We start from the raw sequence: 12,683 nt of genomic DNA, 5'->3' as shown, positions 1-12,683 counted from the left end.
TATTTTTTTTTTTTTTTTTTTTTGCAAAGAAATGTAAATTTTTAAAACCGTTCCTCCGAATCCGTCTTTATGCCGTCTGAAACGGCGGCGGGGTTTTACCGTTCTGCGCCGCAAATCGGGCATTCAGGGTTGCGCGGCAGGTCGAAATATTGCCAGCCCCCTTCCAAGGCACGGTAAACCGCCAGCCTGCCGTGCGACGGTTCGCCCGCATCCAGCAGGATTTTCAGAGCCTCCGCCGCCTGCGTGCAGCCGATGATGCCGACCAGCGGCGAGAATACGCCGAAGAGGGAACAGATGCCGTCTGAAGCCGATCCGCCGTCAAACAGGCAGGCGTAACACGGCGAGTCGGGTAAGTCGGGACGGTATGCGGCAAGCTGTCCTTCAAAGTGTACCGCCGCCCCTGAAACCAGCGGTGTTTTCGTCTGCACGCAGGCACGGTTGACGGCTTGCCGCGTGGCGTAGTTGTCGCAGCAGTCTAAAACGATGTCGGCGGCTTGAACCAAACCGGTCAGGCGGCAGCCGTCGAGTTTTTCGTTGACGGCGCGGACGTTGACGGTATGGTTGATGCGTTTCAGGCGGTCTGCCAAGGCTTCGGCTTTGGGCTTGCCGACATCGCCCTCGTCAAATGCGACTTGGCGTTGCAGGTTGTGCAGTTCGACCGTGTCGGAATCGGCTATGGTCAGCGTGCCGATGCCGGAAGCGGCAAGGTAGGGCAGGGCGGCGGCACCCAATCCGCCGCAGCCGACGACCAAAATATGCGCGGCGGAAAGTTTCTGCTGCCCTTCGATGCCGATTTCGTCCAAGAGGATGTGGCGGCTGTACCGCAGCAGGAGTTCGTCGTCGTTGTCGTGTTTGGTCGTGGTCATGATGATGTTCGGAAAAAACAGTTGCGGGCGATTGTAACGCTGCCATCGGGCGGCGTTCAACTTCAGACGGCATTTCGGGACACGGACGGTTAAAGTGTGAACGGTTTGGCACGGATGCGGCATTTGAGGTACATTTACAGTATTTACGGCAATGAGAGAAAAATCATGCAACTGCATATTCTGAACAATCCGAAGGACGCGGCTTTGGCGGCGGACGCGGAATTTCTGAAACAATCCCTGTTCAACCTCCTGCACGAAGAAGCCTCGCCATTGGTTGTCGAAACGGTCAAACTCTTGTCCACTTCTGACGACAGCGCGGCACTGATTGAGAAGGTTTTGCCGCAACTGGACGAACAGCAAACCTACGATCTGACGCTTGCCTGCGGGCTGTTCGCACAAATTTTGAACATCGCCGAAGACGTGCACCACGAACGCCGCCGCCAAATCCACGAAGATGCCGGCCACAACGCAGCAGAAGGCAGCCTGACGGAAACCGTCCGCAGGCTCAAGGCGGGGAAAGCCGACGGCAAATCGGTGCAGCGGCAGTTGGACAATACGTCCGTTACCGCCGTTTTGACCGCGCACCCGACCGAAGTGCAACGCCAAACCGTTTTGAATTTCAACCGCCGCATCCGCGCGCTGCTGCCGCAACGCGAACGCTGCACCAATGCCGACGCGCTGGCACGGCTGCGCCGCGAAATCGACACCGTGCTTTTGGGTTTGTGGCAGACCAGCGAAACACGCCGCCACAAACTCAGTGTCAACGACGAAATCAACAACGGCGTGTCCATCTTCCCGATGAGCTTTTTTGAAGCCCTGCCCAAACTCTACCGCAAGATGGAACACGACTTTCAGACGGCCTATCCCGATGTCCGCGTTCCGAACATCCTCAAAATCGGCGGCTGGATCGGTGGCGACCGCGACGGCAATCCGTTTGTTTCTGCCGAAACCCTGCGCTTTGCCTTCCGCCGCCACGCCGATGCCGTGTTCCGTTTTTACCGCAGCGAACTCGACAAACTTTACCGCGAACTGCCGCTCTCCATCCGCCGCGTCAAAGTCAACAGCGATGTGATGGCGTTGTCCGACAAATCGCCCGACGAAGAAACCGCACGCGCCGAAGAACCCTACCGCCGCGCCATTGCCTACATTATGGCGCGCGCTATGGGCAAAGCGCGCGCGCTCGGTTTGGGCATGGGCTGCAAATTCGGCTTTCTCGAGCCTTATGCTTCGGCACAAGAATTTCTCGATGATTTGAAAAAATTGCAACGTTCCCTTATCGACAACGGCAGCCGTCTGCTTGCCGAAGGCCGTTTGGCAGACCTCATCCGTTCCGTGTCCGTGTTCGGCTTCCACATGATGCCGCTCGACCTGCGCCAACACGCAGGCAAACACGCCGATGTGGTTGCCGAGCTTTTCCAACACGCAGGCTTGGAAGACTACAACAGCCTCTCCGAAGAGCAAAAACAAACCGCCCTGTTGCGCGAATTGAGCCATCAACGCCCTCTGTACAGCCCGTTCATCACATACAGCGGCCATACCTGCCGCGAACTGGCGATTTTCAACGAAGCGCGCAAAATCAAAGACGAATTCGGCGAAGATGCCGTAACCCAAAGCATTATTTCCAACTGCGAACAACCCAGCAACCTGCTCGCCTTGGCGTTGCTGCTGAAAGAAACCGGTCTGTTGGCGGTGGAAAACGGCAAACCGCACAGCCGCATCAATATCGTGCCGCTGTTTGAAACCATCGAAGCGTTGGAAAACGCCTGTCCGGTCATGGAAACGATGTTCCGCCTCGACTGGTACGATGCCCTGCTCGAAAGCCGGGGCAACATCCAAGAAATTATGCTCGGCTATTCCGACTCCAACAAAGACGGCGGTTACGTTACCAGCTCATGGTGCCTCTATCAGGCGGAATTGGGCTTGGTCGAACTCTTCAAAAAATACGGTGTCCGCATGCGCCTGTTCCACGGCCGCGGCGGCAGCGTCGGCCGCGGCGGCGGCCCGTCTTACCAAGCCATTCTCGCCCAACCGGCGGGCAGCGTGGCGGGACAAATCCGCATCACCGAACAAGGCGAAGTCATTACCGCCAAATACGCCGACCCCGGCAATGCCCAACGCAACTTGGAAACCTTGGTTGCCGCGACTTTGGAAGCTAGCATCCTGCCGGATAAAAAAGACCCTGATGCCAAGCTGATGCAGGATTTGTCGGACGTATCGTTCAAATACTACCGCGAACTGATTACCCACCCCGACTTCATCGACTACTTCCTGCAAACCAGCCCGATTCAGGAAATCGCCACCCTCAACCTCGGCAGCCGCCCCGCCAGCCGCAAAACCTTGGCGCGGATTCAAGATTTACGTGCGATTCCGTGGGTGTTCTCATGGATGCAAAACCGCCTCATGCTGCCGGCTTGGTACGGTTTCGGCAGCGCAGTGGAAACCTTGTGCGAAGGTAATCCCGACACACTGGCCGCCCTGCGCGAACATGCCCAAAGCAACCCATTCTTCCAAGCCATGCTCTCCAATATGGAGCAAGTAATGGCGAAAACCGACATCACCTTGGCGGAAAACTATGCCGGCTTGAGCGAATCGCCCGATAAAGCAAAAGTCATCTTCGGGATGATTAAGGAAGAATACCGACGCAGCCGCAAAGCACTGCTCGACCTGCTGCAAACCGAAGAGCTCCTGCGCGACAACCGCAGCCTCGCCCGTTCGCTTGCCTTGAGGATTCCATATTTGAACGCCCTCAACGGTTTGCAAGTTGCCATGCTCAAACGCCTGCGTAAAGAACCCGACAATCCGCACGCCCTGCTGATGGTTCACCTGACCATCAACGGCGTGGCACAAGGTTTGCGTAATACCGGCTGATAGTGCCGCATCGGGGCAAAATGCCGTCTGAACGCCTTTCAGACGGCATTTCCCTGACCGCACTTGCAGAGAAACACCGATTGTTTTAAAGTGAACGGCAGTGATATGTTGAAAGACGACCAATGAAAATTACCGTTATCGGCGCAGGTTCGTGGGGTACGGCGCTCGCCCTGCATTTTTCCCAACACGGCAACCGCGTATCCCTGTGGACGCGCAACGCAGATCAAGTCCGCCAAATGCAGGAAGCGCGTGAAAACAAACGCGGACTGCCGGGCTTTTCTTTTCCCGAAACCTTGGAAGTGTGTGCGGATTTGGCAGACGCGCTCAAAGACAGCGGACTTGTCCTTATCGTAACCTCCGTTGCCGGATTGAGAAGCAGCGCAGAGCTGCTCAAACAGTACGGCGCGGGACACCTCCCCGTCCTTGCCGCCTGCAAAGGATTTGAGCAGGATACCGGGCTGCTGACCTTCCAAGTATTGAAAGAAGTATTGCCCGACAATAAGAAAATCGGCGTGCTTTCCGGCCCGAGTTTTGCACAGGAACTCGCCAAACAACTGCCCTGCGCCGTCGTCCTCGCCTCCGAAAACCAAGAGTGGATTGAAGAACTCGTACCGCAGCTCAACACGACCGTCATGAGGCTTTACGGCAGTACCGACGTTATCGGCGTGGCGGTTGGCGGCGCGGTAAAAAATGTTATGGCGATTGCCACCGGATTGTCCGACGGTCTAGAGTACGGGCTTAACGCCCGTGCCGCACTGGTTACGCGCGGACTGGCCGAAATCACCCGCCTTGCCTCCGCAATGGGCGCACAGCCCAAAACCATGATGGGGCTGGCCGGCATCGGCGATCTCATCTTGACCTGTACCGGCGCACTCTCACGCAACCGCCGCGTCGGCTTGGGCTTGGCGGAAGGCAAAGAACTGCATCAGGTGCTGGTCGAAATCGGGCACGTTTCAGAAGGTGTCAGCACGATAGAAGAAGTCTTCAATACCGCCTGCAAATACCAAATCGATATGCCGATTACCCAAACCCTGCTGCAACTCATCCGCAAAGAAATGACCCCGCAGCAGGTCGTCGAAAGGCTGATGGAACGCAGCGCGCGTTTCGAATAAACAACAGACAGATGCCGTCTGAAGCCTTCAGACGGCATACGGACAGGTAAGGTTATGAAACAAAATATCGAAAAACTCGAAAGCAGCGTTTATACGCTGGTACAAAAATTCGAAACCCTCGTCAGCGAAAACCGCCGCCTCAAAGAAACCGTCGCCGAACTCAAACGGGCGCACGATCGGCAGAAACTCGAACACGAAACCGCCGTCGACGAACTCAGCGAAGCCCTGCTCGTCCAAGTCGGCAAACTCAAGGAAGACCTGCAAAACAAAATCGACAGTCTGACGGAAGAAAATACACGATACCGCAGCCTGCTCGAACAGAGCAGGGAAAAAATCGGCGCACTGGCGGCGCGCCTCCCCCAACGGCAGGAAACGCAGCAATAAGGATTAAAGGATGAACACCGAACAAGTCCACATCGAAGTCATGCACGCCCGGCTGACCGTCAACACGCCGGCAGAAGAAAAAGACACACTGTTGCAGGCAGTCGAAATGCTCAACGGCAAGGCCGAAGCCATCCGCGAAGGCGGCCGCATTGCCGACAGCGAGAAAATCGTCATCATGGCCGCACTCAATGTTGTCCATGACCTGTTGAAAATTTCCCTTAACGGCGATTTGGCAATCGGCGATTTTGCGCGTAAAATAACCGACATGGACGACGCCTGCCAAAAAGCACTATCCCGCTTGGGGCAGGAATAACCCCTTTTTCCCTGCGGTGTCCGCGAAGGCATATATTCCTTTGAACCAATAAGTTCGCTTAAGGTTGTCGGGAGCAGTAGTGGGCGCGAGCGTCCTTTTGCGGACGCACCCGAAACTACCCGAGGCAGCCGCCTTGTCAGCAAGGTTCAAGCGGATTCGGCCGAAACGGCTCTCGCGGGGATTCCCATTCAAAACCGCATCGTAACGATGCGGTTTTTCACATTAGCCGCCGCCCCGCCCGAAAAAGCAGTATACAGTCTGCCGAAATCCGGAAAATCCTTCCGTAACGCGGTAATGCGATTGACAAAATCAAATCCTGTCTTTAAAATCCATAACTTTCTATATCTATCTGGATTTCCACTATGAAAACCTTTTCAGCGAAACCCCACGAGGTGAAGCGCGAATGGTTCGTCATCGATGCCCAAGACAAAGTCTTGGGTCGCGTTGCGGCCGAAGTCGCCAGCCGTCTGCGTGGCAAACACAAACCTGAATACACCCCCCACGTCGATACCGGCGATTACATCATCGTCATCAATGCGGACAAACTGCGTGTGACCGGTGCCAAATTCGAAGATAAAAAATACTTCCGCCACTCCGGTTTCCCAGGCGGTATCTACGAACGAACTTTCCGCGAAATGCAAGAGCAATTCCCGGGCCGCGCTTTGGAGCAGGCTGTAAAAGGTATGCTGCCCAAAGGTCCGCTGGGTTACGCCATGATTAAAAAACTGAAAGTGTACGCTGGTGCGGAACATGCCCATGCTGCGCAACAACCCAAAGTTTTGGAACTGAAATAATAAGGACACGACATGAACGGTAAATACTACTACGGCACAGGCCGCCGCAAAAGTTCAGTGGCTCGTGTATTCCTGACTAAAGGTACAGGTCAAATCATCGTAAACGGCCGTCCCGTTGACGAATTCTTCGCACGCGAAACCAGCCGCATGGTTGTCCGCCAACCTTTGGTTCTGACTGAAAACGCCGAATCTTTCGACATCAAAGTCAATGTTGTCGGCGGCGGCGAAACCGGCCAGTCCGGCGCAATCCGCCACGGCATTACCCGTGCCCTGATCGACTTCGATGCCACGCTGAAACCCGCCTTGTCTCAAGCCGGTTTCGTTACCCGCGATGCACGCGAAGTCGAGCGTAAAAAACCGGGTCTGCGCAAAGCACGCCGTGCAAAACAATTCTCCAAACGTTAATGTTGGAAATTCAAAAAACCCTGCTTATCGCAGGGTTTTTTATTTGTAACAGACAGTTTTCCATTGGTAATCTAAAGATTACGGATTGGGCAAAAATCAAAAACAGCACCGGTATCGACTACACGGACGAACTGACCGCCAGGGATGGCTGTTACTGGAGAGGACATCGTATTTCTACTTTGTAAAATAACTTTTAATTCATTTGGAGTTATTGAAAAAATAGAACGGCTATTTCAACTAGCCTATAAAAATGGCAATCTATTAGGGTTAGCATAGGTGTCACCGCCGCCGTTCAAGCCGATCAGTAAAGGAACAGTTTCCTAGTTTTTAGCTAACCTGTATTACATAATGGGGAGAATATCTTAAATAACCAAGCATCCTTAATCATAATTTAGAGAAATTATTTTTTCAGAGTCTAACTCTTTTAATATGATTAACCTATTAACTTTATCTATTTCCCAGTCTGATATTATATCGGTAGATACTGAATTCTCTCTTGTTAAGTTTTTATCTGTAATAATTGCACCCAACTCATGAATAATACAAATTTTTTGATTATCCAATAAATAAATATCAAAAACTATTCCATCTATATTTAGCATGTTACTTTTGAATTTTGTATAGAAATACAAAAAACGACTGAATCAAATCCGATAAAAATATTTTTATCATTAAGTATTAATACTTTTGGTGGAATACTTATGCAGGAAACAGCTAATCCAATACCTATATTGAATTCTTTATAAAAAGAAAGAATAAAACATCGATAAATCTCTTTTCCTCCCTCTTGTAGAATAATATATTTTTGATAGGTGTTTATTAAATAGTCTTCTAACTCTCTTATGGAGTTATAAGGATATTTCGTTAATCTCATTATTTTGTCCCATGCCTAAAACGTCCTGTTGGTTCATATATTTCACCCGTTACGAGTCTGTTCCCATTTCGTATAGTTTCAAGTTTAACAACCCCTTGAGGCCATGTTAAAAGAGTTTTTCTAATAACTATTCCGTTTTCTTAAATATAAAAAATAGAAAAACCGCCCGGGTATGGTTTGAACAAGGGAAATCAGACCGGTTCCAACTCACTTAATCCGGGCAAGTCCGCAAAGCCGCGTTCGCGTATGATTTGGCAAAAGTTGTTCAGATAACTTTTATCTGTGTCTTCAGTGCGGATGGCGGCATACAGTTTGCTTTGCAGTCCGTCGTCAGTAATCTGCCGGTGAACGACATAGCCTTTTTCAAGATAGGGCATAACGGTCCAATAGGGAAGGGCGGCGATTCCCCTTCGGCTGGCAACCAGTTGGATAATGGCGATGGTCAGTTCACTGTGTCGGCGCGGTGGGTTGATGTTTTTCGGAATCAGGATTTTTTTGGGTAAATCCAGCATTTCATCGGGAACGGGATAGGTAATCAGGGTTTCCCCGATAAAGTCTTCCGCCGTCCAAACGTTTTTGGCGGCAAGCGGATGGTCCGGTGCGCAAATGCCGACCATTTCGTAGGCAAACAGCGGTTGGAAAGAAATACCGTTTTGTTTTTCTGCTTCGGAAACAATGGCAAGATCGGCGCGGTGTTGCAGCAGCAGTCCGATAGGGTCCGCTTGGAATCCCGATACGATATCCAATTCGATTTGGGGCCATATCGGGCGGAATTCACCCATTGCGGGCATGAGCCAGTCGAAACAGGTATGGCATTCGACGGCAATCCGCAATTCTCCTGCCTCTCCTTCTATAATACGTGCCAAATCACGTTCTGCATCGGTAACTTGCGGCAACAGGTCGTGAGCGAGGCGTAACAGCCTTTCTCCAACCGGGGTAAAGCGTAAAGGCGTGGATTTTCGTTCGAACAACGGTGCGCCGTAGTGGTTTTCAAGCATACGGATTTGGTGGGAAAGTGCAGATTGGGTAAGGAAAACCCGTTTGGCGGCAAGGGAGACGCTGCCGGTTTCTTCAAGTGCCAGCAGGGTCTTGAGGTGGCGCAGTTCGATGATGGAATCCATGAGGTTTCAGACGGCATATTGAACCGGCGCATATTAAAATAATTCATATGCGGGTGCAAATCGGAAAAATGTGAATTCCGGACATTTTGCGATTAGAATGCCCGCTTGTTTAAAGCGATTAGGAAAAAAGATGGTATTGCGCAGGGATTTTCTGACTTGGTGTAATGAAACATTGCAGACAGCGTTGTTTAAAGATTATGCCCCCAACGGTTTGCAGATTGAAGGGAAAGAGTATATCGGTAAGATTGCCACATCGGTAACTGCAAGCAAAGCGGCAATTGATTTTGCCGCGGAACAGAAGGCAGATTTGCTTCTGGTTCATCACGGCATGTTTTGGAAAAACGAGTTGCCGACCATTACCGGTTGGAAAAAAGAACGGATTGCCGCGTTATTGGACAATGATATCAATATGGCGGCTTACCATTTACCGCTGGATGCGCATCCTGAATTAGGAAATAACGCCCAACTCGCTGAAAAACTCGGTTTTACAGTTGAAAGGCGTTTTGGCGAACAAAACCTGCTTAACTCAGGAAGCCTGAAACAAGTCAAGACACTTGGTGCATTGGCTGTCCATATTGAAGCGGTTTTACAGAGGAAGCCGGTTGTTATCGGCGACTTGAACCGTGAAATCAGAAAGGTTGCATGGTGCAGCGGGGGCGCGCAGGTTTTTTTTCAGACGGCAATAGACGAAGGTGTCGATTTATATTTGACGGGGGAAATCTCTGAAGCCCAATACCACCTTGCCAATGAAACGGGTACGGCTTTTGTTTCTGCAGGGCATCATGCGACGGAACGTTACGGCGTACAGGCATTGGCGGAGGCGGCGGCAGGAGTGTTCGGATTGGAAGTGTGTCATTTTGATGAAGGCAATCCGGCTTGATTATTGAGAAATATCATAAAACTTTACCTTATTTTAAATAATGCTTTGAGTATCACTGCAAACTGGGTAAAATTGCAATGTTTAATGGCTCGGTATTCCCAAAATATTAGGACGACTGAATAATGGATAATCAAGAAATCAATAACGGCCGCCGCCGTTTCCTGACACTTGCGACCTGCGGCGCAGGCGGAGTGGCAGCATTGGGTGTGGCAACGCCGTTTGTGGCCAGTTTTTTCCCTTCGGAAAAAGCTAAGGCTGCCGGTGCTGCCGTCGAAGTGGATGTCAGCAAAATCGAAGCGGGTCAGATGTTGACTGCTGAGTGGCAAGGCAAACCGATTTGGGTGGTCAACCGTACGGATCAACAGCTTAAAGACCTGAAAAGCCTGAACGGCGAACTTACTGATCCCAATTCCGATGTGGAACAACAGCCGGAATACGCTAAAAACGAGACACGTTCGATTAAACCGAACATTCTCGTTGCCATCGGTATCTGCACTCACTTGGGCTGTTCTCCGACCTACCGTCCCGACATTGCACCTGCCGATTTGGGTGCGGGCTGGAAGGGCGGCTTTTTCTGCCCGTGCCACGGTTCGAAATTTGACATTGCAGGCAGGGTGTATAAAGGTGTTCCTGCGCCGACCAACTTGGTCGTACCGCCTTACAAATATCTGAGCGATACTACCATCTTGGTGGGCGAAGACTAAGAATAAGGAACGATAATTATGGCAAACCAAACCAATAGCAAAGCAAAAGCATTGTTAGGCTGGATGGACGCTCGTTTCCCCCTGTCTAAGATGTGGAATGAGCATTTGGCTCAATACTACGCACCAAAGAACTTCAACTTCTGGTATTACTTCGGCTCTTTAGCCTTGCTTGTCCTCGTGATTCAAATCGTCAGCGGTATTTTCCTGACGATGAACTACAAACCGGACGGCAACCTTAACGCCTACCATCTGCCTGCTGCCTTTACCGCAGTAGAGTACATCATGCGCGACGTGTCCGGCGGTTGGATTATCCGCTACATGCACTCCACAGGTGCATCTTTCTTCTTCATCGTCGTTTATCTGCATATGTTCCGTGGTCTGATTTACGGTTCGTACAAAAAACCCCGTGAGTTGGTGTGGATTTTCGGTTCTTTGATTTTCTTGGCATTGATGGCGGAAGCCTTTATGGGCTACCTGCTGCCTTGGGGGCAGATGTCCTTTTGGGGCGCGCAGGTAATTATTAACCTGTTCTCTGCCATTCCCGTCATCGGTCCTGATTTGTCCACTTGGATTCGCGGCGACTTCAACGTTTCCGACGTTACCCTGAACCGTTTCTTCGCCCTGCACGTTATCGCCGTACCGCTGGTATTGCTCGGCTTGGTTGTGGCGCACATCATCGCTCTGCACGAAGTGGGTTCTAACAACCCTGATGGCGTTGAAATCAAGAAAAACAAAGACGAAAACGGTATTCCACGCGATGGTATCCCATTCCATCCTTACTACACCGTTAAAGACATCTTGGGCGTCGTTGTATTCCTGATTGTCTTCTGTTCCGTGTTGTTCTTTGCACCAGAAGGCGGCGGCTACTTCCTCGAAGCGCCGAACTTCGATGCTGCGAATGCGCTGAAAACACCTCCGCATATTGCACCGGTATGGTACTTCACTCCGTTCTACGCCATTTTGCGTGCGATTCCATCGTTCTTGGGAACACAGGTATGGGGTGTAATCGGTATGGGTGCGGCAGTTGTACTGATTGCCCTGTTGCCTTGGCTGGATAAAGGCGAGGTTAAATCCGTCCGCTATCGTGGCCCGATCTTTAAAACCGCATTGGTTCTGTTCATCATTGCCTTTATCGGTTTGGGTATTTTGGGTGCGATGGTGGCAACTGATACGCGTACTTTGGTTGCGCGCATCCTGTCCTTCGTTTATTTTGCATTCTTCTTGGGTATGCCGTTCTATACCAAACTGGATACCAACAAACCGGTTCCTGAACGTGTAACCATGAGTACCGCCAAACAGAAAATCATGTTTTTTGTTTATGTAGGCATTACGGCGGTTTGTGCATATCTGTTTGCAACCAACATCTGATGAGGGCAGTTAAAATGAAACAAGCTATGAAAAACTGGTTTGCTGCCTTACTGTTGGCAGTACCCATGGGTGCGGCATTTGCTTCGGGCGGTCATGCGCACTATGAGAAAGTCGATATCGATTTGCGCGACCAAGTAAGCTTGCAACGCGGCGCACAAATCTTTACCAACTACTGTCTATCATGTCACTCGGCAAGCGGTATGCGTTTCAACCGTTTGAAAGACATCGGTTTGACTGATGAAGAAATCAAGAAAAACCTGATGTTTACCACCGATAATGTCGGCGATGTGATGCATGCTGCAATGGATCCTAAAGATGCGGCAAAATGGTTTGGTGCTGCTCCGCCCGATTTGACGTTGATTGCGCGTTCCAAAGGTGCAGACTACCTTTACGCCTATATGCGCGGATTCTATAAAGATCCTACGCGTCCAAGCGGCTGGAACAATACCGTATTCGATAAGGTCGGTATGCCTCACCCGCTGTGGGAGCAACAAGGTGTTCAAGCCGTTGAGTTGGATGCCAAAGGTCAGCCGGTTATGGTAAAAGACGAACACGGCGAGATGAAGCCTAAGCTGTATTGGGAATCTACCGGTCTGCACAGCCGCCGCCTGCCTAACGGCAAAGTCATCCAAAAAGAGTACGACGCATATGTACGCGATTTGGTGAACTATCTTGTGTACATGGGCGAACCTGCTCAGTTGCAACGCAAACGTATAGGCTATATCGTGATGATTTTCCTATTTGCGGTTATGCTGCCTTTGGCGTATTTCCTGAAAAAAGAATATTGGAAAGACGTACACTAAGCGTTTGGAACAAAAGGGCAAATCCTTTAGGGTTTGCCCTTTTTGCATGCTTCGACCCTTTGGGAAAATCAGCATCCGTATGCCGTCTGAACATACCTGCAACATTTCAGACGGCATCATTCTAAAAATGTCAGACATCGGGAACTTAATCAGGGTTTGTGGCAGATTGATATTGAATTAGGAAAAGGTCT

At 50.8% G+C, this 12,683-nt stretch carries 12 protein-coding genes, 1 other RNA gene and 1 pseudogene; 11 read left to right on the top strand and 3 right to left on the bottom strand.

The window, feature by feature from the left end; translation table 11 throughout:
• Nucleotides 1–95: 95 nt before the first annotated feature.
• Nucleotides 96–989, bottom strand: coding sequence for a HesA/MoeB/ThiF family protein (locus tag Q9I99_RS09445; protein ID WP_301667985.1), 894 nt, complete (start codon nucleotides 987–989; stop codon nucleotides 96–98).
• 42 nt (nucleotides 990–1,031) lie between these two features.
• Here Q9I99_RS09445 and ppc point away from each other — a divergent pair, with 42 nt between their 5' ends.
• From ppc to rpsI, 7 genes are all read left to right on the top strand, one after another.
• A complete protein-coding gene (gene ppc, locus Q9I99_RS09440) occupies nucleotides 1,032–3,734 on the top strand; it encodes a phosphoenolpyruvate carboxylase (RefSeq protein ID WP_301667986.1) in 2,703 nt (900 codons plus the stop codon).
• A 122-nt stretch (nucleotides 3,735–3,856) separates the two neighbouring features.
• Nucleotides 3,857–4,846 (top strand): NAD(P)H-dependent glycerol-3-phosphate dehydrogenase, encoded by a 990-nt coding sequence (locus Q9I99_RS09435; RefSeq protein WP_002215013.1) that lies wholly within the window; start codon nucleotides 3,857–3,859, stop codon nucleotides 4,844–4,846.
• A gap of 54 nt (nucleotides 4,847–4,900) precedes the next feature.
• Complete coding sequence (locus Q9I99_RS09430) at nucleotides 4,901–5,230, top strand: hypothetical protein (protein WP_301667987.1); 330 nt, start codon at nucleotides 4,901–4,903, stop codon at nucleotides 5,228–5,230.
• A gap of 10 nt (nucleotides 5,231–5,240) precedes the next feature.
• The gene (locus tag Q9I99_RS09425; protein ID WP_301667988.1) at nucleotides 5,241–5,543 is read left to right on the top strand and encodes a cell division protein ZapA; all 303 of its coding nucleotides are present in this window, start codon (nucleotides 5,241–5,243) and stop codon (nucleotides 5,541–5,543) included.
• 5 nt (nucleotides 5,544–5,548) lie between these two features.
• Nucleotides 5,549–5,728, top strand: a non-coding RNA gene (gene ssrS, locus Q9I99_RS09420) — 6S RNA.
• Nucleotides 5,729–5,905: 177 nt separating this feature from the next.
• Complete coding sequence (rplM, locus tag Q9I99_RS09415; protein ID WP_002215010.1) at nucleotides 5,906–6,337, top strand: 50S ribosomal protein L13; 432 nt, start codon at nucleotides 5,906–5,908, stop codon at nucleotides 6,335–6,337.
• A gap of 12 nt (nucleotides 6,338–6,349) precedes the next feature.
• The gene (gene rpsI, locus Q9I99_RS09410; RefSeq protein ID WP_127203157.1) at nucleotides 6,350–6,742 is read left to right on the top strand and encodes a 30S ribosomal protein S9; all 393 of its coding nucleotides are present in this window, start codon (nucleotides 6,350–6,352) and stop codon (nucleotides 6,740–6,742) included.
• 380 nt (nucleotides 6,743–7,122) lie between these two features.
• Here the strand turns inward: rpsI and Q9I99_RS09405 are convergent.
• Nucleotides 7,123–7,616 (bottom strand): annotated as a pseudogene (locus Q9I99_RS09405) (hypothetical protein).
• A gap of 191 nt (nucleotides 7,617–7,807) precedes the next feature.
• A complete protein-coding gene (locus Q9I99_RS09400; RefSeq protein WP_003677243.1) occupies nucleotides 7,808–8,737 on the bottom strand; it encodes a LysR family transcriptional regulator in 930 nt (309 codons plus the stop codon).
• Nucleotides 8,738–8,867: 130 nt separating this feature from the next.
• On the opposite strand from Q9I99_RS09400, the gene Q9I99_RS09395 reads away from it, so the two are divergent.
• The 4 genes from Q9I99_RS09395 to Q9I99_RS09380 all read left to right on the top strand — a co-directional run bounded on the left by Q9I99_RS09395 (nucleotide 8,868) and on the right by Q9I99_RS09380 (nucleotide 12,492).
• Nucleotides 8,868–9,617 carry a Nif3-like dinuclear metal center hexameric protein gene (locus tag Q9I99_RS09395; protein ID WP_301667989.1) on the top strand — a complete coding sequence of 250 codons (750 nt, stop codon included), beginning with the start codon at nucleotides 8,868–8,870 and terminating at the stop codon, nucleotides 9,615–9,617.
• A 122-nt stretch (nucleotides 9,618–9,739) separates the two neighbouring features.
• Entirely contained in the window at nucleotides 9,740–10,321 is a 582-nt protein-coding gene (petA, locus tag Q9I99_RS09390) for a ubiquinol-cytochrome c reductase iron-sulfur subunit (protein ID WP_003752780.1), read from the top strand.
• An 18-nt stretch (nucleotides 10,322–10,339) separates the two neighbouring features.
• The gene (locus Q9I99_RS09385; RefSeq protein WP_003677248.1) at nucleotides 10,340–11,689 is read left to right on the top strand and encodes a cytochrome b; all 1,350 of its coding nucleotides are present in this window, start codon (nucleotides 10,340–10,342) and stop codon (nucleotides 11,687–11,689) included.
• Between the two features lie 14 nt (nucleotides 11,690–11,703).
• Nucleotides 11,704–12,492 carry a cytochrome c1 gene (locus tag Q9I99_RS09380; RefSeq protein WP_301667990.1) on the top strand — a complete coding sequence of 263 codons (789 nt, stop codon included), beginning with the start codon at nucleotides 11,704–11,706 and terminating at the stop codon, nucleotides 12,490–12,492.
• Nucleotides 12,493–12,683: the final 191 nt, after the last annotated feature.

It is taken from the genome of Neisseria basseii (genome assembly GCF_962707005.1).
Taxonomy (GTDB): Bacteria; Pseudomonadota; Gammaproteobacteria; order Burkholderiales; family Neisseriaceae; genus Neisseria; species Neisseria bergeri.
The sequence above is the reverse complement of the archived record's forward strand: the minus strand, read 5'-3'. Positions and strand labels throughout refer to the sequence as shown.